Source organism: Pseudomonas sp. 9_2_1, from assembly GCF_059295275.1.
The window spans coordinates 5,356,288-5,381,370 of record NZ_CM181239.1 but is presented as its reverse complement, the minus strand read 5'-3'; the positions used below and the strand labels follow the sequence as shown (position 1 = coordinate 5,381,370).

The window sequence follows — 25,083 nt, the reverse complement described above, 5'->3', positions numbered from 1 at the left end:
ACATGAAGAAGTTCGCCATTGCTGCTGCTACTGCCACCGCTCTGACCCTGACCATGGCTAACGCGGCATTTGCCCAGCAAACCACCCAGGCCCCGATGACGCTGGCCGCCGGTGAGGTGACCCAAGCCAAGGAAGCGACCTCTGACACTTGGATCACCACCAAGGTCAAAGCCGACCTGATGACCGAGAAAGGTGTGCCTGGCAGCGACATCAAAGTGGAAACGAATAAAGGTGTCGTGTCGCTGTCGTCCGACATGAAAGTGACTGAGGCCCAGAAAGAGATGGCAGTTGCCATCACCAAGAAGATCAAAGGCGTACAAGCCGTATCGGCTGATGGCCTGAAGTCCGAATAAGGATTGTCCCGACGGCCAAATGGATTTGGCCACCATCCCTGGAAGGGGCCGCATTGCGGCCCCTTCTTCGTTTTCAGTACACCGGGTTGCGCGCTACGACGTCGCTCTCGATGCACTCCTGGCTGACGATGAGCGGCTCCACCAGCGGGCGGCTATCCCGGTAATGCGCGGTCTGGGTATGCGCCTCATAGGCCGCATCATCACGGTAGATTTCGTACAGGTAGATGACCTGCGGGTCGACGCGATCCTGCGACACGTCGAACACCAGGCATCCAGGCTCGGTGGCGACAGAGGCAGCGGCATTGACCTTGATCGCGGTCAGAAAATCCTCGACGCAACCTGGCTTTATACGGGTCTTGATAAACAGGCTATACACAAGTCGCTCCTTATGTTTTAAATTCACGAATGAATTGTATACAAAAATGGAGCTTCGCTGATGTCCGAATTGCCTGCACGCCCCGGTCGCCTGAATGGCCTGCGCCATATTGCCCTGCTGGTCCCCAACCTTGAGGAGTGTGAGCGTTTCTACGTCGATGTGCTGGGAATGGAAGTGCTCAACCGCGCCAACGAGGACCTGGTGTACCTCACCTGCGGTAACGACAACCTGTCGCTGGGGCGTGGGGCAGGGGCAGCCAATGGGCTGCAGACCCTGGACCACTATGGTTTCATCGTGGATAGCGTGGAGGAGCTGGAGGCCTGGTATGCGTACTTCAAGGCCCTGGGCGTGACCTTGCTGGATCGGCCGTTCAACCATGGTGACGGGGCGCGCAGCTTCCACCTGCTGGACCCGGCGGGGAACAAGGTACAGCCGCTGTATCATCCGGCGGTGTCCGGGCAGCGGCTGGTCTGAAGCCTGGATTCAGCCGCTGCCACAAGCTTGCTGATTACTCGGCATCCAGATGCATCGGCGTTACCACCCGCCCATCGCTTTCAGGCTGCCCCAGGCTGGTATCGATGAAATACACCCGGTCATCTTCCAGCTTGCCTTTGTCCACCAGGTAATCCTTGATGCTGCTGGCCCGCTCCTGGCCAAGGGTGCGTAGCAGCGCGGTACTTTCGGCCCAGGACTTGATCACCGCTTCGCGCAGCTTGGCCGTACGCTCGTCACGGCCCAGTTGTTCCCAGTCAGCCGGCGGTTGCTGCTTCAGGCGGGTGCGGTAGATGCCTTCGAGCATTGCCGGCTTGTCGCTGTCGTCGACCACCAGCAGCGAGGCATTGGCCGGCACCTTGTCGCCCCGGCGCTGCAGGATCTTGTACCAGGTAGCCTGATATTCACGCTCCAGCCGCTGCTCGGCGATCAGCGGGCCATCGCTGGCCTGTGCGCTGGTGCCTTCGATTTCCAGGCGCAGCGCCGGGCGCTCCTTCAGCGCCGCCGCCAGCTTGTCGAGGGACGCCTGGGCGTCGCCGCCGAGCTCGCTCGAGCCCGGGGCGAACGCCACGCTGCCGAGGTCTTCCGAGCCACCGCCGGTAATCAGCCCGCCAATGAACTTGAACGGCGCCTGCGCCGCGCGCAGCACCAGGTTGCGCAAAGTTTGCCAGACAATCGGCATCACGCTGAACTGCGGGTTGTTGAGGTCACCGGTTACCGGCAGTTCGATCGAGATCTTGCCCTCGGTATCCTTCAGCAGCGCCACGGCCAGGCGGATCGGCAGGTCGACCGCGTCCGGGCTGTCGACCTTCTCGCCCAGCTGCAGCTGCTCTACCACCACCTTGTTCTCGGCCTTGAGCTGGCCGTTGGTGATCAGGTAGTGCAGGTCGAGGTTGAGCCGCCCCTTGCGGATGCGGAAGCCTGCGAACTTGCCGGAGTAGGGCGTCAGCGTGGTCAGCTCGACGCGCTTGAAGCTGGTGGCGATGTCCAGGCTGGCCAGCGGGTTGAACGGGTTCAGGGCACCCTTGATGGTCACGGGTGCATAGCGGTCGACCTTGCCCTTGATGTCGACCTTGGCCGGTACTGCCTTGCGGTTGTCGATGGTGCCGATCTGGCCGTTGAGCTGCTGCACGGCCGTGGCGAAGTTGGGTGTGAGTGACAGATCGGCGAAGTTGGCCGAACCGTCGTTGATGTCTATCTGGCCAATGTGGATGCCCAATGGCTTGCTGCTGCCAGCAGCAGCCGGCTTGGCCTGACTGCTCGCCGGGGCGCCTGCCGGCTGTGGGATCAGCAGGTCATTGACGTTGGTGGTGCGGTCTTCATTGATGATGAAGCGCGCATAAGGCTGCAGCAGGGTCACCTTGTCGATCGACAGCGCATCGCCGTGTACATAGGCCAGGCCGTCGACATTGACCTGCTGCCATTTGACGAAGTCGCGGCTCTTGATGGTGTCGAGGGTATGCAGCTGGTTGACCTGTGCCTTGCCGGTGACAGTGAAGGCAAGCGGGGCGGTGTTCTTCAGGTCGACCTTGAGGTCGCTGGCGAGCATGCCGCTGCGCAGTTCCAGCAGAATGAACGGACTGATGTAGGGCTGGGCTACCCGCAGGTCGATGTCGCGGGTGCTGACATCCAGCTTGGCCCATACCGGTGCCAGGTTGACCTGGCCGGCTGCCTGCAGCTTGCCCTGTTTACCTACGCCGCTGTCGAGCTTGAGGGTGAAGGGCGACTGGTTGAGGCTGTCGAAACCTTGCAGGTCCGCGTTGAGCGGGCCGACGTCGAGGGCAACCGGCTCTTTTTGCGAACGGTCGGCCAGGTGCACCATGTAGTTACGCAGCTGTACGTCCTTGAGCAGCACCTGCCAAGGTTTGCTGGGCTCTTTGGCAGCTTTCTGTTCAGGCGTGGGCTCGGCGGCAGCCGGCTCGGCCTTTTCCTTCGGCGTGGCCTTGGCCGGCTGGCTGGCAAACAGCTTCAGCCAGTCGAGCTGGCCGTCTTTTTCCAGCGCGGCCCAGGTTTCGAGTTTTTCGCTGCGGATCTTGCCCACGGTCACCCGCTGCTTGACCAGGTCGACGGAGGTCTCGCTGACCTCCAGGCTGGCCAGGCGGGCCAGCGGGCGGCCATCCGGTGCCTTGATGGCGAACGGCGCAATGCGCACGGAGGCATTGTCCAGCAGCAACTCGGTCTGTTTGGCGAGGTTGAGCTTGTAATGCGTATCGAGGCTGACAATGCCTTCTTCCAGCACCAGCGGCACGGCATCGCGCACGTAGGGCCAGAACGCCTTCATCTTGGCGTCGGTGACCTTCAAGGTGCCCTCGGAGGCGATCGGCGACAGGCTCAAGGTGCCGTTCCAGTCAATGCGACCGCCGTTGGGGCCGTTGGCTACGAGGGTCATGTCGGCATTGTCGTCGGGCAAGGTGCTGAGGTTTTTCAGCTCCAGGTTCATGTTGTCGTACAGGAACTCGATCGGCTCGCTCGGGCGCTGGTCGGCGAAGTGCAGGTAACCCTCACTGAGCTTGATGCTGCCGATGCGCAGCGGAAACGGGTCGCTGGGCGGCTCGTCAGCTTTGGCTTGGTTGGCCGGCAGCTTGAACAGCCCTGTCAGGTTCAGGGCCCCGTCCTTGGCGAACAGCACTTCGGTGCGGGGTTTGTCGAGTTCGACCGCTTCCAGGTGCAGGGCGCGGGTCCACAGGCTGTCGAGCGAGAGGTTGGCGTACAGGCGCTCGAAGGCGACCTGTTCCTTGCCTGGCTCGCCGAGCTGCAGGCCCCACAGCGTCAGCTCGAGGCTGAAGGGGTTGAACTCGATGCGTTCGAGATGCGCCGGCACGGTCGCGTACTGGGCCAACTGCTGGTTGGCAATACGCAGCGCGAAACCAGGAAGAATGAGAAAGCCGAGCAGGCTGTAGAGGGCTACGAGGGCCACGATTGCGCCAGCGGCGCGAGTCAATCCTTTGTACATGTGTCGCTTCGTCTGTCTAAGCAGGAGTGCTTGGAGTATGGCAGGTTAAATCAGTTCCGCTGGGACGGTAGCTGGTGTCATTCGATACCCATGCGCCGCTTGGCCCGATGCGCCGAGCCGTCGCGCATGGCCCAGCGCAGCACTGGCGCGGTGCGTTGCAGGCCCAGGCGGATCAGGCGCCGCTGCAAGGGGCCGTGCTGCAGGCCGAGCATCGCCTGGCCCCAGCCCGGCAGCAGGTCGATGCCGGCGTGCAGCATCAGCTTGCCCACCGGTTGCGCCAGGCGGCTGGGGGCGGGGGCATCAAGCAGAATCTGCATTACCTCGTGGCTGCGCGCATCGCAGTGCAGCTGCGGGCGCATGCGTTGCAGGTAATCTTCGACCTGCTGGCACGAACGCGGCACGTCACGGGCGCCAAGGCGCTCGGCGATCAATGCAATTTCGTTGTAATAGGCATCCTGCTCGGCACGCGAAAGGTGCGGGTTGCGGTAACGCAGGTGGGCAGCGAGAAAGCTGCTGACCTCCGCCACATGCACCCAGGTGAGCAAATCTGGGTCGCTGGCTGCATAGGGACGGCCATCCGGCGCGGTGCCGGTGACCTGGAGGTGAATCGTGCGCACCTTGTCGATCAGCCATTCGGCATCGCCAGTGGCGCCGAAGGTGGTGCCGGAGATGAACTGGCTGGTACGGCGCAGCCGGCCGAGCAAGTCCTGACGGAAATTGGAGTGGTCCCACACGCCAGCCAGGGCCAGCGGATGCAGCAACTGCAGCATCAGCGCGCTGATGCCGCCGACCAGCATGCTCGGGAAGTCCCCGTGCACGCGCCAGCTGATGCTGTGCGGGCCGAACAGGCCGGGGTCGCCCTTGGGCGATTCCAGGTCGAGCTGGCCTAGGGCCAGCCCGGTGAGGCTCATGACCTGGGTTTCGATGCGGCGGCGGAGGGCTTCCATGGCGACCTGTCGTGCAGGGCGGCCAGGGACTGCGGCCGCCGGTTACTGGTTGAGGCGTTTGTCGATCAGGCCCTGCACCACGCTGGGGTCGGCCAGGGTCGAGGTATCGCCCAGGTTGTCCAGCTCGTTGCAGGCGATTTTGCGCAGTATACGCCGCATGATCTTGCCTGAGCGTGTCTTGGGTAACGCCGGCGCCCACTGGATCAGCTCGGGCTTGGCGAAACTGCCGATTTCCTTGCTGACCAGGGCTAGCAGTTCGGCCTTGAGCCCGTCGTCGGGGGTTACTCCGTTCATCGGTGTGACGAAGGCGTACACGCCCTGGCCCTTGAGGTCGTGGGGGTAACCGACCACCGCTGCTTCGGCGACGCTGTCATGCAGCACCAGCGCGCTTTCGACTTCAGCAGTGCCTATCCGGTGACCGGAAACGTTGATCACATCGTCGACCCGTCCAGTGATCCAATAGTCGCCATCGGCATCGCGGCGGGCCCCGTCACCGGTGAAGTAATAGCCGGGCATCGGCTTGAAGTAGGTATCGACCATGCGCTGGTGGTCGCCATAGACGCTACGGATCTGCCCGGGCCAGCTGGCCTTGATTGCCAGCAGGCCTGCGCCGGGGCCTTCGATCAGCTGGCCTTTTTCGTCCAGAAGAACCGGCTGCACGCCAAACATCGGCTGTGTGGCGCAGCCGGGCTTCAGCGTCTGCGTACCTGGCAATGGCGTAAGCATGATGCCGCCGGTTTCGGTCTGCCACCAGGTATCGACGATGGGGCAACGCTGCTGCCCGACTTCCTCGAAGTACCACTCCCAGGCTTCGGGGTTGATCGGTTCGCCAACACTGCCCAGCAAGCGCAGGCTTTTGCGCGAGGTACTTTGCAGCGGCCCGGAACCTTCGCGCATCAGCGCCCGCAGCGCAGTCGGGGCGGTATAGAAGATGTTCACCTGGTGCTTGTCCACGACCTGCCAGAACCGCGAGGTATCCGGGTAGTTGGGTACGCCTTCGAACATCAGCGAGATTGCGCCATTGGCCAGCGGGCCATAGACGATGTAGCTGTGGCCGGTGACCCAGCCGACGTCGGCCGTGCACCAGAACACTTCGCCTTCGCGGTAATCGAACACCACCTTGAAGGTCATCGTCGCCTGCAGCAGGTAGCCGCCGGTGGTGTGCAGGACGCCTTTGGGTTTGCCGGTGCTGCCGGAGGTATAAAGAATGAACAGTGGGTCTTCAGCCTCCATCGGCTCTGGCTCGCAGTCATCGCCGGCGTTTGCCGTCGCCTGGTCATACCAGAGGTCGCGGCCTTCGGCCCAGGCAACTTCACCGCCGGTGCGGCGCACCACGAATACGCTGCTTACAGCAGGGCAACTGGCCAGGGCCTGGTCGACGTTCTGTTTCAGCGGGACGCGCTTGCCGCCGCGCACGCCTTCATCTGCGGTGATCACTGTGCGGCAGTCTGCATCGAGGATGCGGTCACGCAGGGCGTCAGGGGAGAAACCGCCGAACACCACCGAGTGGATGGCGCCGATGCGGGTGCAAGCGAGCATGGCGAAGGCGGCCTCGGGGATCATGGGCATGTAGATGCATACCCGGTCGCCTTTTTTAACCCCGCGTGCTTTCAGGGCGTTGGCCAGGCGGCAGACCTGGCGATGCAGCTCGCGGTAAGTAATGGCCTTGGAGTCGTTGGGGTCGTCGCCTTCCCACAGCAGGGCGGTCTGTTCGCCGCGCTGGGCCAGGTGGCGGTCGATGCAGTTGTAGCTGACGTTGAGCTGGGCCCCGTCGAACCAGCGCGCCTGGCCAGTGTGCAGGTCACATTGCTGCACGCTCGACCAGGGTTTGATCCAGTCCAGGCGCTTGGCTTGCTCGGCCCAGAAGGTGTCGGGGTCGTCGACCGACTGGCGGTACAGGCGGTGGTATTCGTCGAGGGTGAGGATGGCGGACTGGCTGACGGCCAGCGCCTGGGGATAGTTGCGGATATCGAACATGGCGGGTGGTCCTGCTCTTGTGAGGGGCGAGGGACTGCAACGGCTATTCGATAGGACAGTGTAGCTGGGAGGGGTGTTCAACCCATACCGGCCTCTTCACGGGGTTAACCGCAAAGAGGCCGGTACAGGCTTTGGATCACCCGCGGTGACGGCTGCGGAAGTAGTTGATCAGGCCTTGGGTGGAGCCATCTTCGGCGCTGTCTTCAAGGCTGCCGACCAAGCGCTGGTACACGCCCTTGCCCAGCTCCTTGCCCAGCTCCACGCCCCACTGGTCGAAGGCATTGATACCCCAGATCACGCTCTGCACGAACACCTTGTGCTCGTACATCGCCACCAGCGCGCCCAGGCGGCGCGGGCTGATGCGCTCGACCACCAGGGTGTTGCTCGGGCGGTTGCCAGGGATCACCTTGTGCGGGGCCAGCTTTTCGATGTCCGCTTCGTTCAGCCCTTTGCCGCGCAGTTCGGCTTCGGCTTCTTCGCGGGTCTTGCCCTGCATCAGCGCCTGGCTCTGCGACAGGCAATTGGCGTACAGCCACTGGTGATGGTCGGCCACCGGGTTGAAACTCACTACCGGCACAATGAAGTCGGCCGGAATCAGCTGGGTACCCTGGTGCAGCAACTGGTGGTAGGCATGCTGGCCGTTACAGCCGACGCCGCCCCAGATAACCGGGCCGGTGTCAGTCTTCACCGGGCTCCCGTCCTGCAGCACGCTCTTGCCGTTGGACTCCATGTCCAGCTGCTGCAAGTGCTTGGTGATGTTGCGCAGGTAGTGGTCGTACGGCAGGATCGCGTGGCTGTTCGCGCCCCAGAAGTTGCCATACCACACGCCCAGCAGGGCCAGCAGCACCGGCATGTTCTTGTCGAACGGCGCGGTCTGGAAGTGCTGGTCCATGGTGTGCGCACCCGACAGCAGCTCTTTGAAGTTGGCCGTGCCGATGGCCAGGGCAATCGGCAAGCCGATGGCCGACCACAGCGAGTAGCGCCCGCCCACCCAGTCCCACATCGGGAAGATGTTCTCCTCGCGGATACCGAAGGCCACGGCGGCGGCCTTGTTGCTGGAAACGGCGATGAAGTGGCGGTACAGCTCGGCTTCCGAGCCGCCCTGGGCCAGGTACCAGGTGCGTGCGGCCATGGCGTTTTTCAGGGTCTCGAGGGTGTTGAACGACTTTGACGAGACGATGAACAGGGTGGTTTCGGCGCGCAGGTTGGCCGACAGTTCGTGGAACTCGCTGCCGTCGATGTTCGCCAGGTAGTGGCAGCGCACGCCGCGCTGGGCGTAGGGCAGCAGCGCCTCGGATACCAGCTCGGGGCCAAGGAACGAGCCGCCAATGCCGATGTTGACCACGTCGGTGATGGGTTTTTCGCTGTAGCCACGCCACAGGCCGTCGTGAATGCGGCCGACCAGTTCGGTGATCTGGTTCAGCACCTTGTGCACTTCCGGCATCACGTTCACGCCGTTGACGCTGAGCTTGTCACCCACGGGCCTGCGCAGGGCGGTGTGCAGTACCGGGCGGCCTTCGGAGGCGTTGATGATTTCGCCGCTGAACATCGCCTTGATGGCGTCCTGCAGGCCCACCTCGTTGGCCAGGTTTACCAGCAGGTCGCGGCTTTGTTCGGTGATGAGGTTTTTCGAGTAATCGAGGAACAGGCCGCAGCAGCTCAGGGAGAACTGGTCGAAGCGTTGGGCATCGGCGGCGAAGGCTTCGCGCATGCTGAAGCCTTGCATGGCGTCGCGGTGTTGCTGAAGCGCCTGCCAGGCGGGCAGGGCCGTCACATCGTGGGGTGTACGGTAATACGCCATTGCGCGGGGTTCCCTTGGTGCGTGGTGATGCCTTGGACAAGGCACTCATTGCCGGGTTCAGGCTGGCATCATTATAGGCAAAGGGTTGGCGCTGGGAATGGGTAGCGCTGGGGGATTTTGGAGGGGCTGCTCCTACGAACGCGATCTCCTGTAGGAGCAGCCTTGTGCTGCGAATGGGCTGCGAAGCAGCCCCAGGCCGTCAAGCGGTCTTTTCTTCCAGATGCAGGTACAGGTTGTCGATCAATCGTGTGTTACCCAGGTACGCCGCAGCAATTACCACCAGGTCCCGGTCATCTATAGCCGCCGGGCGCAAGGTCAGTGCATGGCGTACTTCCAGGTAGTCGGAACGGAACCCGGCAGCGCTCAGCTGTGCCTGGCCTTGCGCAACCAGCGCGGCAAAGTCTCGTTGGCCCCGAACGATGCCTGCCGCGATCTGCTGCAGGGTGCGATACAGTGCTGGTGCTGCCGTACGCTGCTCCGGTGTGAGGTAGCCATTGCGCGACGAAAGCGCCAGGCCATCTTCTGCCCGCACGGTAGGCTCGCCGATGATCTGGATCGGCATGTTCAGGTCGCGGACCATGGCGCGGATCACCGCCAGCTGCTGGAAATCCTTTTCGCCGAACACCGCAAGGTCTGGCTGGACCATGTTGAACAGCTTGCTGACCACGGTGGCCACGCCTTCGAAATGCCCCGGCCGGCTGGCACCGCACAGGCCTTGGGAAAGGTGGGGCACACTGACCCGGGTTTGCACGCTCATGCCGTCGGGGTACATCTCTTCCACGGTCGGCGCAAACAGCAGGTTGCAGCCTGCCTGCAGCAGGCGCTCCTGATCCGCGGCCAGGGTGCGCGGGTAGGTGTCGAGGTCTTCGTTGGCGCCAAATTGCAAAGGGTTGACGAAGATGCTGGCGACCACGAAATCGGCGCGCTGCGCGGCCTTGGTCACCAGCGCAGCGTGGCCGCTGTGCAGGTTGCCCATTGTCGGCACGAAGCCGATGCGCTTGCCTTCACCGCGGGCGCGGGCTACCGCTGCGCGCAGTTCGCGGACGGTCTTGACTGTATTCATGCGCTGAACCCGTGTTCGCTACCTGGGAAGCTGACCTGCTTGACCGCCTCGACGTAGGCGACGAGGGCGCTGTGGATATCCGGCTGGCCTTGCATGAAGTTCTTCACGAACTTGGGTACCCGGCCGCTCAGCGACAGGCCAAGCATGTCGTGCAGCACCAGCACCTGGCCATCTGTGGCGCTACCGGCGCCAATGCCGATCACCGGGATGCCCACGGCATTGGTAATTTCTGCCGCCAGTTCGCTGGGCACGCATTCAAGCAGCAGCATCGCCGCGCCTGCTTGTTCCAGGGCGATGGCGTCGGCGCGCATTTGCCGCGCCTGGGCTTCCTGGCGACCTTGTACCTTGTAGCCGCCCAGCACGTTGACGGTTTGCGGGGTGAGGCCCATGTGCGCGCACACCGGCACACCACGCTCGGCCAGCAGGCGAATGGTTTCGGCCAGCCACGCAGCGCCTTCGATCTTGACCATATGGGCGCCAGCCTGCATCAGCGTCGCGCTGTTGGCAAAGGCCAGTTCGGCAGTGGCGTGCGCCATGAACGGCAGGTCGGCGAGGATCAGCGCGCCGTCGTTGCCGCGTTTGACGCTGGCGGTGTGGTAGGCCATGTCCACCGTGGTGACTGGCAAGGTGCTGTCGTGGCCCTGCAGGACCATCCCCAGCGAGTCGCCCACCAGCAACACTTCGACACCGGCCTGGCTGGCGGCCTTGGCGAAGGTCGCGTCGTAGCAGGTCAGCATGGTGATTTTTTCACCCTTGGCCTTGAGGCCATTGAGGGTGGTCAGGGTTACTTCGGGCATGTAGGAAATTCCTCGTTCAGGCGCTGTAAAAAACGACTGCAATCAACGCGTGTAGTCATCTTCCGGAGCGGCACATCATCGCGTGTGATGTTCGGGTACAGGTCCGTCCGGGCCTAAATACGGGTATGCGGCACATTGGTGCCACACGGGACGCCTATAGTCGTGAGCGAGGTGGGGGAAGTCAATCACCCTGTTACCGCATTGTTACGATCAGGGTGTTACTGGCGTTACCGTGCCAGACCGGATGCCTGGAGTGCCCGGTTTACAGGCGTTCCAGGCCGACCAACGGGCAGTCGTCAAGCAATTGCGCAAGGGCACGGCCATCGGCCAGGCAAAAATCCTCCGGCACCAGTTCGGCCAGCGGGTACAGCACGAAAGGGCGGGCGTGCATGTGGTAATGCGGCACTTTCAGGCGTGGCTCGTTGAGCACCTGGTCGCCGAACAGCAGCACGTCGAGGTCCAGCGTGCGCGGGCCCCAGCGCTCCTTGCGCACCCGGCCCTGGGCGTTTTCGATGGCCTGCAGCGCATCGAGCAGGGCCAATGGCGCCAGGCTGGTATCCAGGGCGGCGACAGCGTTGGTGTAGCGCGGCTGGCCCGGCAACAGCGAGTCACTGGTATACAGGGCCGAAGCCGCCACCAGGCGCGTGCCGTCGACCTGGTCAAGCGCCTGCAAGGCGCTGCGCAGCTGCTCGGCAGGTGCGTCCAGGTTGCTGCCCAGGCCGATATAGGCGCGGGTAGTCACTCGAACGCCTCGTCGCCGCTGCGCTTGCGTTTGCTGCCGCTGCGCTTGCGTTTGCGCGGGCCGGCACCGGTGCCTTCGTCACGGCTGCCCAGCTCGCGAATCATCTCGCGGCGTTCGCTGTCGTTGGCATCCTGGTAGTCGGTCCACCACTGGCCGAGATCGTCGGTTTCCTCGCCGGCGCTTTCCCGCAGTAGCAGGAAGTCGTAACCGGCGCGGAAGCGAGGGTTGTCCAGCAGCATGTCGGCGCGTTTGCCGCTGCGACGTGGCAGGCGCTCCTGCATGTCCCAGATTTCGCGGATCGGCAAGGTGAAGCGCTTGGGGATGGCGATGCGTGCGCACTGTTCGGCGATCAGGTCGTGGGCTGCACCGTTCATGGCCGGGATCGGCGGCACACCCTGGTTCTGCAGGTGCAGCACACGGGCCGGCAGGGCTGGCCACAGCAGCGCGGCGAACAGGAACGCTGGCGTTACCGGTTTGCCCTGCTTCACACGCAGGTCGGTATTCTGCAGTGCCTGGCTGATCAGCGTGTGGGTGTAGGTAGGGCGCTCTTCCAGGGCGTGTGCACTGGCCGGGAACAGCGGCTCGAACAGGTCCAGGTCGACCAGCATTTCGAAGGCCATGGCCCCCTGGCCGGAAAGGAACAGCTTGAGGCACTCTTCGAACAGGCGCGCTGGCGGAATTTCGCGCAGCATCGGGGCCAGTTCGCGGATAGGCTTGAACGTGTGCTTCTCGATGCCGAAGTCCAGCTTGGCCGCGAAACGCACTGCGCGCAGCATGCGCACCGGGTCTTCCTGGTAGCGGTGAGTAGGGTCACCGATCAGGCGCAGCAGGCGATTGCGCACGTCGTGCACACCGTTGGCGTAATCGAGAATGCGCTCGCTGACCGGGTCGTAGTAGAGGGCGTTGATGGTGAAGTCGCGGCGTTGCGCGTCTTCTTCCAGAGTGCCGTACACGTTGTCACGCAGGATGCGGCCACTGGCATTGTGCGACGAACGGTGGCTGTCGCCCTCGTCGTCTTCCGAATGGTGGGCGCGGAAGGTGGCGACTTCGATGATGTCACGGCCGAAATGGACGTGAACCAGCTTGAAGCGGCGACCGATGATGCGCGCATTGCGGAACTCGGCACGGACCTGTTCGGGGGTGGCGCTGGTAGCCACGTCGAAATCTTTCGGCGTGATGCCCAGCATCAGGTCGCGGACACAGCCACCGACCAGGTAAGCCTGATAGCCGGCGCTTTGCAGGCGCTCCACGATGTTTACCGCATGGCGGCTGAACTGGTGGCGCTGCAGCGAGTGCTGGCTCTTGTTGATCACCTCAGGCGTAGTGCGCCTGTGGTGCTGGCCCGGTACGGGCGGGCGGAACGACTGGAACAGCTTCTTCAGCATGGGATGCACTGTTTGAAGGAATGTTCGGCCAAGAATAGGAGAATGGCCGCATGATGGGCGGGGATTCTAGCATTTACTCAGGGAATGGTGTAGGCGGGTAGCAGAGTGTCTGCCGGAAGGGTAGAAACGACAAGGGGAGCCTAAGCTCCCCAAGAAGTCGTTGCGTGCTCTTATTGTTTTTTTATTGGGCTTCTTGTTTTTGTTGAGTGCCCTGTCCACAAATCTCGAAGCTTGTGGACGACCCCCAATTCAGGGGTAAAGAGCAAACGGATTGCTTTGGCCGCTGATGTCACGTTGATCTGTCGATCCAACCAGTTCAGGCGCTGCTTTTTAGTGCAGTTTTTGTTGTTCTCTGCCTGGTCGTGGGGCAAGCCCCAAACACGCATCCTCTCCAAAAGAATCAGTTAGCTGCGCCTCCGCCGTCTTGTTTTTATTGTGCGTGAGCCGTTTCGTCTTGTTCTTATTCTGAGTTGCAGTGCTTGTTATTGTTCTTGTACCAAACATATAGCAGGTGCCGTGCCAACTTTTCAAAACCCACTAAAATCAAGGGCTTGGGCAGTTTTGACAAAATCTCGGAGGCTGGAAATGTTGAAATTTCGTTACCGTATGCCTCGGGAGCTGTTACGGCGGAAAGGGTGGGTAACAGATTTTTGTGTGGGCTGATGTGTTACCTGGGGTGTTTCCAGCTCAGGTGTGTTCGCCACACCCCGTCCAGCGCCTGTGAGACCGAGCGCCGCCCGCGCGGCGCTCGGTCTCACAGGCGCCGCAAATGCTGCGGGCGTATCACTCGCTGGTAGCGTTACTCTTGCGCCGTGGAATCCCCAGTCGCTGGCGCCGTTCCCACAGGCACTTACGGCTGACCCCGAGCTTGCGTGCCAGCTCGGTCTCGGTCATGTGGTCCTGGTGCTCGAGGACGAAATGCTGGAAGTAGTCCTCCAGCGACAGGTCCTCGGTCGGCTCGTGGCTGGCATTGCTGGCACTGGCTGCGACCAGGGCGTTGTTGAGGATCTCGTCCTCTTCCAGGTCGCTCAGCTCGATGTCGATGCCCAGCAGCTCTGCGGAAATTTCTGCGCTTTCGCTGAGGATCACCGCACGCTCCACAGCGTTTTCCAGCTCTCGCACGTTGCCAGGCCAGCTGTAGTGACGAATGGCCTGCTCGGCTTCGGCCGAGAAGTGCAGGTCGTCACGGCCGATGCGCGCGCGCTGGCGAGCCAGGAAGGCGCTGGCGATTTCATTGACGTCGCTGCCGCGTTCACGCAGGGCCGGCAGTTTCAGGGCAATCACGTGCAGGCGGTAATACAAGTCCTCACGGAACTGGCCGGCCTTGGCCAGGTTCTTCAGGTCGCGGTGGGTCGCGGCGATAAGGCGTACGTCGACCTTTTGCGACTGCACCGAACCCACCCGGCGAATCTCCCCTTCCTGCAGCACGCGCAGCAGGCGGGCCTGGGCTTCCAGTGGCAGTTCGCCGATTTCATCGAGGAACAGGGTACCGCCGTCAGCGGCTTCGACCAGGCCGGCACGGCCTGCGCTGGCGCCGGTGAACGCGCCTTTCTCGTGGCCGAACAGTTCGGATTCGATCAGTGTCTCGGGGATGGCCGCACAGTTCACCGAGATCATCGGTGCCTTGGCCCGCCGCGAAAGGTTGTGCAGGGCGCGGGCCACCAGCTCTTTACCGGTGCCCGATTCGCCCTGGATCAGCACATTGGAGTCGGTGGGCGCGACCTTGCGGATCTTGCTGTACATGTCCTGCATGGGCGGGCACGAGCCAATGATGCCGATTTCGCCATTGGCTGCTGCCGCGGTGCCTTTGTCGGCCGCTGCGGCCTTGCCATTGCTGGCGCGTGGCTCGGCAGCCGGTGCCGCCGCGGGGGCGTTCTGCCGGTCGCGGAGGATGCGTGCCACTGCCTGCAGCATCTCGTCGTGGTCGAAGGGCTTGGCGATGTAATCCACCGCGCCCATTTTCATCGAGTCCACCGCCGAGCGCAGGCTGGCGTAGCTGGTCATGATCAGCACCGGCGTACCCTGGCCGAGCTTGATCAGCTCGGTACCGGGCGCACCTGGCAGACGCAGGTCGCTGACGATCAGATCGAAGGTGGCAATGCTGAAGCGTTCCTGGGCTTCCTGCACCGAGCCGGCCTCGCTGACCTGGTACTGGTTCCGCTCGAGCAGGCGACGCAGGGCCGAGCGGATGATGGTTTCGTCTTCGACGATCAGAATATGCGGCATTGATTCAATTCTCTCGACGGTCTCGAATTTCAGGGGACGTCGCTACGACATGCCGGGGCAGGGTCACGCGGATCCGGGTGCCACGTTGCCGTTCGATATCGGCAGGGCTGTCGATGGTGATTTGCCCATAATGCTCTTCCACGATGGAATAGACCAGAGCGAGCCCCAGTCCGGTGCCTTCGCCCGGGTCCTTGGTGGTGAAAAAGGGCTCGAACAGGCGGTCCATGATGCTCTTCGGAATCCCGCTGCCCTCGTCCTCGACGATAAGGTCTACCGTGTGCTCGCTGATTTCGCTGCGCACGCGCACGGCACTGCCTGCCGGCGAGGCGTCGCGGGCGTTGGAGAGCAGGTTGATCAGCACCTGGGCCAGGCGCTGCGGGTCCCCTTCGGCCCAGTGGTCGGGGTCGCAGAGGTTGAAGAACTGCACTTCGAAATTGCGCCGGTTCAATGCCAGCAGGCCGATGGCGTCCTGCGCCACTTCGGCCAGGCACACCGGCTCTTCGCTGTTCTGGTGGCTGCCGCCGGCATGGGCAAAGCTCATCAGCGACTGGACGATGCGCGACACCCGCTTGGTCTGCTCGAGGATCTGGCTGGACAGCTCGGTGATTTCACCGTCGCCCTCGCGCTCCTCGCGCAGGTTCTGGGCCAGGCAGGCGATGCCGGTGATCGGGTTGCCGATCTCGTGGGCCACGCCTGCCGCCAGTCGGCCAATGCTGGCCAGGCGTTCGGAGTGCACCAGCTTGTCTTCCAGCGCCTGGGTTTCGGTGAGGTCTTCCACCAGCAGTACCAGGCCACTGTTACCCGGTGCCAGCGGTTCGTCGATGGCCGCCTTGTGCAGGTTCAGCCAGCGCGGCTGGCCGTCCAGCGCCAGGCGCTGCTTGTGCAAGTGCTCGTCCGGCACGTTGATGAAGCCCTGCAGCAAGCCACGCCAGGGTTCGTCGATGGTGACCAGGCGTGAGCCGACCACGTGCTTGGCGGCGATACCGGTCAGCTCTTCCATGGCCTTGTTCCACATGAGGATTTCCTGGTCCTTGGCCAGCGAGCAGACACCCATGGGCAATTCCTGCAGGGTCTGGCGGTGGTAACGGCGCAGGGCATCGAGTTCGGCCGCCAGGCCGGTCAGGCGCGAGTGGTAGTCCTCAAGGCGGCTTTCGATGAAGTGGATGTCCTCGGTCACGTAGTTCTCGTTACCGGACTTGTACGGCAGGAAGCTCTCGACCATGTCCTGAGCCACACTCGGTCCCATCAGGCCGGACAGGTTGGCCTCGATGCGATCGCGCAGGCGGCGCAGGGCATAGGGGCGTCGCTCGTCGAACGGCAGGTAGAGGTCACGCAGGGCTTGCTCCACTTCTTTTTGCGCCGCCTTGGCGCCGAGCGGTTTGGCCAGCTGGGTAGCGAACTCCTGCGGCGAGGCGGCGTGCAGTTCGCGGCGCTGGGGGCGGCGCACGTTGTCCACGGCGCAGGCTTCTGCCGCGCTGACCTCTTCGTTGCTGGCGTTGGTGAACAACGAGATCAGGGTGAACAGCAGCACGTTGGCTGCCAGCGAAGCGATGGCCGCCATGTGCCAGCTGGTGTCGTCCAGCACATAGATCATGTCCAGCAGCGGGATATAGAAGCCCTGCAGGTTGCCCAGCAGCGGCAGCAACATGGTCACCATCCACACCAGGGTGCCGGCCAGCAGCCCGGCGATGAAGCCGCGGCGGTTGGCGGTGGGCCAGTACAGCACCGACAGCACCCCTGGCAGGAACTGCAAGGTGGCGACGAAGGCGACGATGCCCAGGTTGGCCAGGCTCTGGTGGTTGTTCTGGGTCAGGTAGAACATGAAACCGGCGGTGATGATGGCGACGATCAGCGCGCGGCGGGTCCACTTCAGCCAGCGATAGATATTGCCCTCTGCCGGTGGTTGGTACAGGGGCAGCACCAAATGGTTGAGGGCCATGCCTGACAGCGCCAGTGTAGTGACGATGATCAAGCCACTGGCAGATGCCAAGCCGCCGACGTAGGCCAACAGTGCCAGTGCCTTGTTGTTGGCGGCAATCCCCAGGCCCAGGGTGAAGTACTCGGGGTTGGTGCTGGCGCCCAGGCGCAGGCCGGCCCACAGCACCAGGGGTACGGCCAGGCTCATCAGCAGCAGGAACAGCGGCAGGCCCCAGCTGGCGCTGACCAGCGAGCGCGGGTTGAGGTTTTCGGTGAAGGCCATGTGGTACATGTGCGGCATGACGATGGCCGAGGCGAAGAACACCAGCAGCAGGGTACGCCATGGGCCTTCCTGCAGCGGAGTATGCAGCGCCGCCAGGGCGGTCTGGTTCTGCAGCAGCCAGACCTCCAGTTCGTGAGGCCCGCCGAACACCCCGTACAGGGCGTACAGGCCGACCCCGCCCAGGGCCAGCAGCTTGATCACCGACTCGAAGGCGATGGCGAACACCAGCCCTTCATGCTTTTCACGAGTGGCAATGTGGCGCGAACCGAAAAAGATGGTGAACAGAATGATCAGTGCGCAGAACGCAAAAGCCACCCGGGCCTTGACTGGCTCGCCGGTGAGGATGCTGATCGAGTCGGCCACCGCCTGGATCTGCAGGGCCAGCAACGGCAATACCCCGATCAGCATGATGATGGTGGTCAGGGCGCCGGCCCAGGTGCTGCGAAAGCGAAACGCCAACAGGTCGGCCAGCGATGACAGCTGGTAGGTGCGGGTGATCTTCAGGATCGGGTACAGCAGCACCGGCGCCAGCAGGAATGCACCGGATACCCCCAGGTAACAGGCGAGAAAGCCGTAGCCGTACTGGTAGGCCAGGCCCACCGAGCCATAGAAGGCCCAGGCACTGGCGTATACGCCCAGCGACAATGTGTAGGTAAGCGGGTGGCGAATGATCGAGCGCGGGATCAGCCCGCGTTCGCTGATCCAGGCCACGCCGAACAGCACCATGAGGTACCCGGCGCTGATCAGGATCATCTGGGTCAGGCTAAAGCTCATCGGCATCTCGTTGGCTCTGCAGGATGAAGGTGACGACGATCAGGATGAGCCAGAGCAGGTAAGGGCGGTACCAGGCTCCGGTCGGCTCGATCCACCAGTCCATGATGGCCGGGGAGAACAGGTAGATCCCCACGACCAGAAGCAGGACCAAACGATAGATGTACATGCTGGCCTCGATGGTTGGGCGCTGCGGGCTTGGACTTATTATTGGCGCAAATGGCGGGGGGGATGCTAGCGGGAATCCATGGTCTTCGCCAAGGTTTTGAATTTGTTGGGCTTTTGATTTTCAGATACGGGTTGCCCGGGGCAACCCTGTGGGAGCGGGTTTACCCGCGAAAGGGCCGAGCCTGCGTTAGCGCAAATCAGCCTCTGGCACCGTGGTGCGCTGTGCAATCCGCTCAGGCTGCCACTGCTTCCGCGCCACCGCCAACACTTCAGCCGGCGTCGCCAGCAGCAGCTCGGGGTCGGCCTTCTGCCCCAGCGCCCGCAATGCCCGCAACAGCAACGGTGTCGCATGCTCAACCTGCAACGGCGGCGAACGGTATGACTTGCCCAGCTTGTGCCCGTCCGGCTGCACGATCAGCGGGATATGCAGGTAGCGCGGCTGCGAAAAGCCCAGCAGTTCCTGCAGGTACAGCTGGCGCGGAGTGTTGTCGAGCAGGTCGGCGCCACGCACGATGTCGGTAACACCTTGCCAGGCATCGTCCAGCACGACTGCCAACTGGTATGCATACAGCCCGTCGCGGCGCTGGATGACGAAATCGCCCACCTCACGGCCCAGGTGCTGCTGGTACTCGCCCTGCACCCGGTCGGTAAAGCGGTAGATCAGCTCCGGTACCCGCAAGCGGATCGCCGCGCCGTCACGGGCATGCCCGGCGTTGCGGCAAAAGCCCGGGTAGATCCCGTTGTAACCTTCCAGCTGTTTGCGCGAGCAGGTGCAGGCATAGGCCAGGCCCAGGTTGAACAGGCGGTCGACCACTGCGGCATAGGCATCGTGCCGCTGGCTCTGGAACACCACCTCGCCATCCCACTCCAGGCCGTAGCGCTCCAGCGTCTGCAGGATCGCATCGCGGGCGCCGGGCATTTCCCGGGGCGGGTCAGTGTCCTCCATGCGCAGCAGCCAGCGGCCGTTGACGGCACGGGCATCAAGCCAGGAGGCGAGGGCGGCGACCAGCGAGCCGAAGTGCAGGAAGCCGCTGGGGGTGGGGGCGAAGCGCCCGATGTAGCGGGAGTCATTCATGGCTTTGGGGTTTCTGAAAATGAAACGGGGCGCCTGATGCGCCCCGTCCGGATTGGAGAAAAATCAGCCTTTGCCGACTGTCTTTTCCTTTTTCTCCGCAATTTCCTTGCAATCGAAGCACAGGTCGGCAGTCGGGCGTGCTTCCAGCCGGCGCAGGCCGATCTCGATGCCGCAGGATTCGCACCAGCCGTATTCTTCGTCCTGGATCTTTTGCAGGGTCTTGTCGATTTTCTTGATCAGCTTGCGCTCGCGGTCGCGGTTGCGCAGCTCGAGGGCAAACTCCTCTTCTTGAGACGCTCGGTCTGCCGGGTCTGCAAAGTTGGCTGCTTCTTCCTTCATATGGTCTACGGTCTTGTCGACGCCGACCATCAACTCTTGCTTCCAGCCAGTGAGAATTTTGGTGAAGTGCTTGCGCATGGGCTCACCCATGTACTCCTCACCCTTGGTCTCCTGATAAGGCGCGACCCCATAAAGATTCTGGTTGGCTTTTTGCTTTTCTAGGGTGGACATGAATAGACCGCCTCTCACTCATCTGATCCAATGCGCAGGATGCTCCATCTCCGGCGACCGCCGGCCCTGCGACTGCGAGCCGCCGAACTTACCAGATAGATCGGGGGTGCGCTACCCCGCCCGATCCTGGCAATTGACCGCAGCGCGAGCCGTACGTTCGGTGGCGTGCAGAGGTAGAATCTCTAGTTTAGACCCTATTGAGAGAAGGTCATGGCCCACCCCTACAGTGCGCGCAGCCGCGCCATCGAACCCTTCCACGTCATGGCGCTGCTGGCCCGGGCCAATGAGCTGCAAGCCGCCGGGCACGACGTGATCCACCTGGAAATCGGCGAACCGGACTTCACCACGGCTGCACCGATCGTCGCCGCTGGCCAGGCTGCACTGGCCGACGGGCACACGCGTTACACCGCCGCACGCGGGTTGCCGGCGCTGCGCCAGGCCATTGCCGGCTTTTACGAGCAGCGTTATGGCCTGAGTATCGACCCCGAGCGCATCCTGATTACCCCCGGTGGCTCCGGCGCGCTACTGCTGGCCAGCAGCTTGCTGGTCGACCCGGGCAAGCACTGGCTGCTGGCCGACCCCGGTTACCCCTGCAATCGCCACTTCCTGCGCCTGGTCGAAGGTGGTGCGCAACTGGTGCCGGTAGGGCCCGAGGTGAACTACCAGCTCACCGCCGATCTGGTCGACCGTTACTGGGACAAGGATTCGGTCGGCGCGCTGGTTGCCTCGCCGGCCAACCCGACCGGCACCGTGCTGGGCCGTGACGAGCTGTCCAGCCTGGCAAAGGCCGTTCATCAGCGCCATGGTCACCTGGTGGTCGACGAGATCTACCACGGCCTGACCTATGGCATGGATGCACCCAGCGTGCTGGAAGTCGATGACTCGGCGTTTGTCCTGAATAGTTTTTCCAAGTATTTCGGCATGACCGGCTGGCGCCTGGGCTGGCTGGTCGCCCCCCCTGGCGCAGTGGCCGATCTGGAGAAGCTGGCGCAGAACCTGTACATCAGTGCACCAAGCATGGCCCAGCATGCCGCGCTGGCCTGCTTCCAGCCGGAAACCCTGGCCATTCTCGAAGAACGCCGCGCCGAATTCGCCCGCCGCCGCGACTATCTGTTGCCTGCCCTGCGCGAACTGGGCTTCCGGATTGCCGTCGAGCCGCAGGGGGCGTTCTACCTGTATGCCGATATCAGTGCCTTTGGCGGTGATGCATTCGCCTTCTGCAGGCACTTTCTGGAAACCGAGCACCTGGCCTTCACCCCGGGGCTGGACTTCGGCCGCCACCTGGCCGGGCACCATGTGCGCTTTGCCTACACCCAGAGCCTGCCACGCCTGGAGCAAGCGGTGCAGCGTATCGCCCGTGGCCTGCGGAGCTGGCAAGGCTGATGCGGTTTTCTCCTTCACTCGAACAGGGCCGCCTGCTGCGCCGCTACAAGCGTTTTCTCGCGGACATCGAGCTGGCCGGCGGCGAGCAGATGACCATCCACTGCCCGAACACCGGCTCCATGCTCAATTGCATGCGTGAAGGCGGGCAGGTGTGGTTCAGCCGCTCCAACGACCCCAAGCGCAAGCTGCCCGGCACCTGGGAAATCAGCGAAACCCCGCAGGGGCGACTGGCCTGCGTGAACACCGGGCGGGCCAATGCGCTGGTAGAAGAGGCCCTGCGCGCCGGCAGCATCGCCGAACTGGCCGGTTTTACCGCGCTCAGGCGTGAAGTGGCCTACGGCGAGGAAGGCAGCCGCATCGACTTTCGCCTGGAGTTCGACGGCGCCCCGGCCTACGTCGAGGTCAAGAGCGTGACCCTGGGCTTCCCCGACAGCACGGTGGCGGCCTTCCCCGATGCGGTCACCCAGCGTGGTGCCAAACACCTGCGCGAGCTGGCTAAACTGGCCAGGCAGGGGGTACGGGCGGTGCAGTTGTATTGCGTGAACCTGACCGGCATCGACGCCGTGCGCCCGGCCGAAGAAATCGACGCGGCCTATGCCCAGGCCCTGCGCGCCGCCGTGGCGGATGGCGTGGAGGTGCTGGCCTATGGCACCCGCCTGGATCCTGAAGGAATCGTCATCGACCGCGGTTTGCCAGTGCTGCTTACCCCTTGAGCCAGATGCCCAGGCTGTCTTCATGGCAGCCCAGGGCCTGCAGTTGCTCACCTTCGCAGGGGCCGGCGACACATTCGCCGCTGTCGATCAGGAACAGCGCGCCATGATGGGCGCAGTGGATCAGGCTGGCACTTTCATCGAGAAACGCATCCCCTGCCCAATTCAGCGGGATACCCCGATGCGGGCAGCGGTTGCGGTACAGGTACACCAGGCCCTGGCGACGCACACCGAACAGTTCGGTGCCGTCTACGCTGAAGGCGCGGCCTTGGCCTTCGGTCAGGCCGTCGGAGGTACAAAGGAAGTGCATGGCAGGGACGACTCGTGAAACAGATGATGGCTTGACGCTTCAATGCGAATAATTATCAAATTGCCCGCATTCGCTGCGTCCGGCTGTCTATGGTGCGCAGTTCTGCCGCCCGCCACAAGGCGCGCGGCCCGCCTTAAGAAGGAAACCCGATGATGCGCCGTCCTGTCGCCGTGCTCGGCTTGTTCGCAAGCCTTGTGCTCTCCACCCAGGCCCTGGCGGCCCAACTGCCGCAGCGTTGGGTCAGCGCCGGCGGTGCACTGAGCGAGTGGATAACCGCGCTGGGTGGTGAAGCGCGGCTGGTCGGCGTCGACACCACCAGCCAGCACCCGGCATCGTTGAAGTCACTGCCCAGTGTGGGTTATCAGCGGCAGCTGTCGGCCGAAGGCATCCTGAGCCTGCGACCGGATGTGCTGGTGGGCACCGACGAAATGGGGCCGCCGCCGGTGCTGGCGCAAATTCGCACAGCCGGCGTGCAGGTCGAGCTGTTCTCCAGCAAGGCCGAACTGGCTGCGGTGGATGCAAACCTCAAGCACCTTGGGCAGTTGCTTGGCGCAGAAGCGCAAGCTTCGGCGTTGTCGGCGGATTATCACCAGCAACTTGACGCCTTGCAGGGCAAGGTCAGGCAGGCCCAGGCCGGGCAGAAGGCGCCGGGGGTGTTGTTGCTGGTCGGGCATGCCGGTGCCAAGCCGCTGATCGCCGGGCAGGGCACCGCCGGTGACTGGCTTTTGCGCCAGGCTGGCGGGCGTAACCTGGCAGAGCACCAGGGTTACAAGAACTTCTCCAATGAAGCACTGGCCGCGCTGGACGCCGATGTCGTGGTGGTCTCCGACCGGGCGCTGGCTGATGATCAGGCCTTGCAAGCACTGCTGAAAGAAAACCCGGCGTTGGCGGCCTCGCGCGCCGTACGCGAGAAGCGCCTGGTGTCGCTTGACCCGACCCTGCTGGTCGGCGGGCTGGGGCCACGCCTGCCGGCGACCTTGCAGTCTTTGGCTGGCACCTTCTACCCGGCAGCCCAGGCCAGCTTCGCACAATGAAACAGCGGGTCCAGCCACGTACGCTGTTCGTTTGCCTGAGCCTGCTGTGCCTGTTGGCGGTGTGGTTGTCGCTGGCCTTGGGGCCGGTCAGCCTGCCGCTGTTCGATACCCTGCGCGCCGGCCTGCGCCTGCTGGGGTTGCCAATTAGCGCTGACGGTTTGCAACAGGCCGAGATGATCCTGGGGCAGATTCGCTTGCCGCGTACCTTGCTGGGGCTGGCGGTGGGCGCAGTGCTGGCGTTGTCTGGCGTGGCCATGCAGGGGCTGTTCCGCAACCCGCTGGCCGACCCCGGGTTGGTGGGGGTGTCTGCCGGCGCGGCGATGGGGGCAGCGGTTGCCATCGTTGGCGGCGCCTGGTTTGGCGGCATGCCGGATGCCTTCGCGCCCTATCTGCTGTCGTTCTGCGCTTTTGTTGGCGGGCTTGGGGTAACCGCGCTGGTCTACCGGCTAGGCCGGCGCGATGGCCAGACCAACGTCGCCACGATGCTGCTGGCCGGTGTGGCGATGACCGCGCTGGGGGGCGCGGCCGTGGGGCTGTTCTCTTACCTGGCCGACGACGCCACCCTGCGCACGCTGACGTTCTGGAACCTGGGCAGTCTCAATGGCGCCAGTTACCAGCGGCTGTGGCCGCTGCTGCTGGTGGCGGCGGGTGTTGCACTGTGGCTTCCGCGTCGGGCCAAGGCGCTGAATGCCCTGCTGTTGGGGGAGTCCGAGGCGCGGCACCTGGGGGTTGATGTGGAGCGGCTCAAGCGCGAGCTGGTGTTCTGCACGGCGCTGGGCGTGGGCGCTGCAGTGGCCGCTGCCGGCCTGATCGGCTTTATCGGCCTGGTGGTTCCGCACCTTGTACGCCTGCTGGCCGGGCCGGATCACCGCGTGGTACTGCCCGCCTCGTTACTGGCAGGGGGCGTGCTGATGCTGTTCGCCGACCTGGCGGCGCGGCTGTTGCTGGCGCCTGCCGAGCTGCCAATCGGTATTGTAACGGCATTCATCGGTGCGCCGTTTTTCCTGTTATTGCTGATACGAGGGCGCAGCTGATGTTGCAAGTCGAGGGCCTGCACCTGCGTCGGGGCAGCAATGAGGTGCTGCATGACATCAGCGTACAGCTGAGCCCGGGGCAGGTAGTGGGTGTACTTGGCCCCAACGGTGCGGGCAAGAGTAGCCTGTTGGGCGTGCTGTGCGGCGAGCTGGCGCCCGACCGCGGGCATGTCACGCTACTGGGCCGGCCGCTGGCCGACTGGGCCGGCCAGGAACGCGCCCGGCGCCTGGCGGTGCTGCCGCAAATCTCCAGTTTGGGCTTCTCGTTTCGGGTCGAGGAAGTGGTGAGCATGGGGCGCATGCCCCATGGCACCGGGCAGCGCCGCGATGCAGAAATCATCGAGGCGGCGTTGCGCGCGGCAGATGCCTGGCACCTGGTGGGCCGCAGTTACCTGGCGCTGTCCGGCGGCGAACGGCAGCGTGTTCATCTGGCCAGGGTACTGGCGCAACTGTGGCCGGGGGAGGCGGGCACCACGCTGCTGCTCGACGAGCCGACCTCGATGCTCGATCCGCTGCACCAGCACACCACCCTGGAAGCCGTGCGCCGCTTCGCCGACCGTGGTGCCGCGGTGCTGGTGATTCTGCATGACCTGAACCTGGCGGCGCGCTATTGTGACCGTATCCTGCTGCTGGAACAGGGCCGCTGCCATGCGTTCGCCTCGCCCGAAGCTGTGCTGACGCCCGGGTCGTTGAAAGAGGTATACGGGATCGATGTGCTGGTACAGGCGCACCCGGAGCGCGGGCATCCGTTGATCATCACGCGTTAGGAGGCATTG

Annotated in this window: 22 protein-coding genes; 7 read left to right on the top strand and 15 right to left on the bottom strand. The window is 63.6% G+C overall.

Going from position 1 to position 25,083, the window contains the following annotated elements:
- Positions 1-2 precede the first annotated feature (2 nt).
- Positions 3-353, top strand: coding sequence for a BON domain-containing protein (locus AC5O5I_RS24430; RefSeq protein WP_172221607.1), 351 nt, complete (start codon positions 3-5; stop codon positions 351-353).
- Positions 354-426: 73 nt separating this feature from the next.
- On the opposite strand, the gene AC5O5I_RS24425 is transcribed toward AC5O5I_RS24430, so the two are convergent.
- The gene (locus AC5O5I_RS24425; RefSeq protein ID WP_172221604.1) at positions 427-729 is read right to left on the bottom strand and encodes a heme-binding protein; all 303 of its coding nucleotides are present in this window, start codon (positions 727-729) and stop codon (positions 427-429) included.
- Positions 730-789: 60 nt separating this feature from the next.
- On the opposite strand from AC5O5I_RS24425, the gene AC5O5I_RS24420 reads away from it, so the two are divergent.
- Positions 790-1,203 carry a VOC family protein gene (locus AC5O5I_RS24420; protein WP_172221602.1) on the top strand — a complete coding sequence of 138 codons (414 nt, stop codon included), beginning with the start codon at positions 790-792 and terminating at the stop codon, positions 1,201-1,203.
- Positions 1,204-1,237: 34 nt separating this feature from the next.
- Here AC5O5I_RS24420 and AC5O5I_RS24415 read toward each other — a convergent pair whose 3' ends face one another.
- The 13 genes from AC5O5I_RS24415 to dksA all read right to left on the bottom strand — a co-directional run bounded on the left by AC5O5I_RS24415 (position 1,238) and on the right by dksA (position 19,836).
- Positions 1,238-4,174 carry a DUF748 domain-containing protein gene (locus tag AC5O5I_RS24415; RefSeq protein ID WP_494511709.1) on the bottom strand — a complete coding sequence of 979 codons (2,937 nt, stop codon included), beginning with the start codon at positions 4,172-4,174 and terminating at the stop codon, positions 1,238-1,240.
- Positions 4,175-4,251: 77 nt separating this feature from the next.
- Positions 4,252-5,121, bottom strand: coding sequence for an oxygenase MpaB family protein (locus AC5O5I_RS24410; protein WP_172221596.1), 870 nt, complete (start codon positions 5,119-5,121; stop codon positions 4,252-4,254).
- A 42-nt stretch (positions 5,122-5,163) separates the two neighbouring features.
- Positions 5,164-7,098 carry an acetate--CoA ligase gene (gene acs, locus AC5O5I_RS24405; RefSeq protein WP_172221593.1) on the bottom strand — a complete coding sequence of 645 codons (1,935 nt, stop codon included), beginning with the start codon at positions 7,096-7,098 and terminating at the stop codon, positions 5,164-5,166.
- A 136-nt stretch (positions 7,099-7,234) separates the two neighbouring features.
- Positions 7,235-8,899 (bottom strand): glucose-6-phosphate isomerase, encoded by a 1,665-nt coding sequence (pgi, locus tag AC5O5I_RS24400; RefSeq protein WP_172286430.1) that lies wholly within the window; start codon positions 8,897-8,899, stop codon positions 7,235-7,237.
- 199 nt (positions 8,900-9,098) lie between these two features.
- Positions 9,099-9,962 (bottom strand): pantoate--beta-alanine ligase, encoded by an 864-nt coding sequence (gene panC / locus AC5O5I_RS24395; RefSeq protein WP_494511708.1) that lies wholly within the window; start codon positions 9,960-9,962, stop codon positions 9,099-9,101.
- Positions 9,959-10,759, bottom strand: coding sequence for a 3-methyl-2-oxobutanoate hydroxymethyltransferase (gene panB, locus AC5O5I_RS24390; protein WP_172221584.1), 801 nt, complete (start codon positions 10,757-10,759; stop codon positions 9,959-9,961). The genes panC and panB overlap by 4 nt, the downstream gene beginning before the upstream one ends.
- Before the next feature lie 262 nt (positions 10,760-11,021).
- Entirely contained in the window at positions 11,022-11,501 is a 480-nt protein-coding gene (folK, locus tag AC5O5I_RS24385; RefSeq protein ID WP_494511707.1) for a 2-amino-4-hydroxy-6-hydroxymethyldihydropteridine diphosphokinase, read from the bottom strand.
- Positions 11,498-12,886, bottom strand: coding sequence for a polynucleotide adenylyltransferase PcnB (locus AC5O5I_RS24380; protein WP_172221578.1), 1,389 nt, complete (start codon positions 12,884-12,886; stop codon positions 11,498-11,500). Before AC5O5I_RS24380 ends, folK begins: the two co-directional genes overlap by 4 nt.
- Positions 12,887-13,669: 783 nt before the next feature.
- Complete coding sequence (locus AC5O5I_RS24375; RefSeq protein WP_172231920.1) at positions 13,670-15,112, bottom strand: sigma-54-dependent transcriptional regulator; 1,443 nt, start codon at positions 15,110-15,112, stop codon at positions 13,670-13,672.
- Between the two features lie 4 nt (positions 15,113-15,116).
- Entirely contained in the window at positions 15,117-18,092 is a 2,976-nt protein-coding gene (locus AC5O5I_RS24370) for a sensor histidine kinase (RefSeq protein ID WP_172286432.1), read from the bottom strand.
- Complete coding sequence (locus AC5O5I_RS24365) at positions 18,076-18,252, bottom strand: hypothetical protein (protein ID WP_003250005.1); 177 nt, start codon at positions 18,250-18,252, stop codon at positions 18,076-18,078. Before AC5O5I_RS24365 ends, AC5O5I_RS24370 begins: the two co-directional genes overlap by 17 nt.
- A gap of 186 nt (positions 18,253-18,438) precedes the next feature.
- Positions 18,439-19,326, bottom strand: a complete 888-nt coding sequence (gene gluQRS, locus AC5O5I_RS24360) for a tRNA glutamyl-Q(34) synthetase GluQRS (RefSeq protein WP_172286433.1) — start codon at positions 19,324-19,326, stop codon at positions 18,439-18,441.
- 63 nt (positions 19,327-19,389) lie between these two features.
- Entirely contained in the window at positions 19,390-19,836 is a 447-nt protein-coding gene (dksA, locus tag AC5O5I_RS24355) for an RNA polymerase-binding protein DksA (RefSeq protein ID WP_003250009.1), read from the bottom strand.
- A gap of 210 nt (positions 19,837-20,046) precedes the next feature.
- Between dksA and AC5O5I_RS24350 the strand changes: the two genes are divergently transcribed.
- Both AC5O5I_RS24350 and sfsA read left to right on the top strand, forming a co-directional pair.
- Positions 20,047-21,219, top strand: a complete 1,173-nt coding sequence (locus AC5O5I_RS24350; protein ID WP_494511706.1) for a pyridoxal phosphate-dependent aminotransferase — start codon at positions 20,047-20,049, stop codon at positions 21,217-21,219.
- On the top strand, positions 21,219-21,932 hold the full coding sequence (gene sfsA, locus AC5O5I_RS24345; RefSeq protein WP_172227597.1) for a DNA/RNA nuclease SfsA: 714 nt from the start codon (positions 21,219-21,221) through the stop codon (positions 21,930-21,932). Before AC5O5I_RS24350 ends, sfsA begins: the two co-directional genes overlap by 1 nt.
- Here sfsA and AC5O5I_RS24340 read toward each other — a convergent pair.
- The gene (locus tag AC5O5I_RS24340) at positions 21,922-22,239 is read right to left on the bottom strand and encodes a Rieske (2Fe-2S) protein (RefSeq protein WP_494511705.1); all 318 of its coding nucleotides are present in this window, start codon (positions 22,237-22,239) and stop codon (positions 21,922-21,924) included. The two genes, sfsA and AC5O5I_RS24340, sit on opposite strands and share 11 nt — an antisense overlap.
- Before the next feature lie 149 nt (positions 22,240-22,388).
- Between AC5O5I_RS24340 and AC5O5I_RS24335 the strand changes: the two genes are divergently transcribed.
- From AC5O5I_RS24335 to AC5O5I_RS24325, 3 genes are read left to right on the top strand one after another with little or no spacing between them, the layout of a single operon-like run.
- Positions 22,389-23,273 carry a heme/hemin ABC transporter substrate-binding protein gene (locus AC5O5I_RS24335; protein ID WP_494511704.1) on the top strand — a complete coding sequence of 295 codons (885 nt, stop codon included), beginning with the start codon at positions 22,389-22,391 and terminating at the stop codon, positions 23,271-23,273.
- Between the two features lie 50 nt (positions 23,274-23,323).
- Positions 23,324-24,307, top strand: a complete 984-nt coding sequence (locus AC5O5I_RS24330) for a FecCD family ABC transporter permease (RefSeq protein ID WP_172227613.1) — start codon at positions 23,324-23,326, stop codon at positions 24,305-24,307.
- Positions 24,307-25,074 carry a heme ABC transporter ATP-binding protein gene (locus tag AC5O5I_RS24325; RefSeq protein WP_172287411.1) on the top strand — a complete coding sequence of 256 codons (768 nt, stop codon included), beginning with the start codon at positions 24,307-24,309 and terminating at the stop codon, positions 25,072-25,074. The genes AC5O5I_RS24330 and AC5O5I_RS24325 overlap by 1 nt, the downstream gene beginning before the upstream one ends.
- The last annotated feature ends 9 nt before the right edge of the window (positions 25,075-25,083 follow it).

What these genes read in the sequence shown, in the direction of transcription:
- AC5O5I_RS24380 (WP_172221578.1), bottom strand. Translation starts at nt 12,886, where the DNA reads ATGCTGAAGAAGCTGTTCCAGTCGTTCCGCCCGCCCGTACCGGGCCAG.
- AC5O5I_RS24340 (WP_494511705.1), bottom strand. Translation starts at nt 22,239, where the DNA reads ATGCACTTCCTTTGTACCTCCGACGGCCTGACCGAAGGCCAAGGCCGC.
- dksA (WP_003250009.1), bottom strand. Translation starts at nt 19,836, where the DNA reads ATGTCCACCCTAGAAAAGCAAAAAGCCAACCAGAATCTTTATGGGGTC.
- panC (WP_494511708.1), bottom strand. Translation starts at nt 9,962, where the DNA reads ATGAATACAGTCAAGACCGTCCGCGAACTGCGCGCAGCGGTAGCCCGC.
- pgi (WP_172286430.1), bottom strand. Translation starts at nt 8,899, where the DNA reads ATGGCGTATTACCGTACACCCCACGATGTGACGGCCCTGCCCGCCTGG.
- sfsA (WP_172227597.1), top strand. Translation starts at nt 21,219, where the DNA reads ATGCGGTTTTCTCCTTCACTCGAACAGGGCCGCCTGCTGCGCCGCTAC.
- AC5O5I_RS24430 (WP_172221607.1), top strand. Translation starts at nt 3, where the DNA reads ATGAAGAAGTTCGCCATTGCTGCTGCTACTGCCACCGCTCTGACCCTG.
- AC5O5I_RS24325 (WP_172287411.1), top strand. Translation starts at nt 24,307, where the DNA reads ATGTTGCAAGTCGAGGGCCTGCACCTGCGTCGGGGCAGCAATGAGGTG.
- AC5O5I_RS24410 (WP_172221596.1), bottom strand. Translation starts at nt 5,121, where the DNA reads ATGGAAGCCCTCCGCCGCCGCATCGAAACCCAGGTCATGAGCCTCACC.
- AC5O5I_RS24375 (WP_172231920.1), bottom strand. Translation starts at nt 15,112, where the DNA reads ATGCCGCATATTCTGATCGTCGAAGACGAAACCATCATCCGCTCGGCC.
- AC5O5I_RS24335 (WP_494511704.1), top strand. Translation starts at nt 22,389, where the DNA reads ATGATGCGCCGTCCTGTCGCCGTGCTCGGCTTGTTCGCAAGCCTTGTG.
- panB (WP_172221584.1), bottom strand. Translation starts at nt 10,759, where the DNA reads ATGCCCGAAGTAACCCTGACCACCCTCAATGGCCTCAAGGCCAAGGGT.
- AC5O5I_RS24365 (WP_003250005.1), bottom strand. Translation starts at nt 18,252, where the DNA reads ATGTACATCTATCGTTTGGTCCTGCTTCTGGTCGTGGGGATCTACCTG.
- AC5O5I_RS24420 (WP_172221602.1), top strand. Translation starts at nt 790, where the DNA reads ATGTCCGAATTGCCTGCACGCCCCGGTCGCCTGAATGGCCTGCGCCAT.
- AC5O5I_RS24350 (WP_494511706.1), top strand. Translation starts at nt 20,047, where the DNA reads ATGGCCCACCCCTACAGTGCGCGCAGCCGCGCCATCGAACCCTTCCAC.
- AC5O5I_RS24370 (WP_172286432.1), bottom strand. Translation starts at nt 18,092, where the DNA reads ATGCCGATGAGCTTTAGCCTGACCCAGATGATCCTGATCAGCGCCGGG.
- gluQRS (WP_172286433.1), bottom strand. Translation starts at nt 19,326, where the DNA reads ATGAATGACTCCCGCTACATCGGGCGCTTCGCCCCCACCCCCAGCGGC.
- AC5O5I_RS24415 (WP_494511709.1), bottom strand. Translation starts at nt 4,174, where the DNA reads ATGTACAAAGGATTGACTCGCGCCGCTGGCGCAATCGTGGCCCTCGTA.
- acs (WP_172221593.1), bottom strand. Translation starts at nt 7,098, where the DNA reads ATGTTCGATATCCGCAACTATCCCCAGGCGCTGGCCGTCAGCCAGTCC.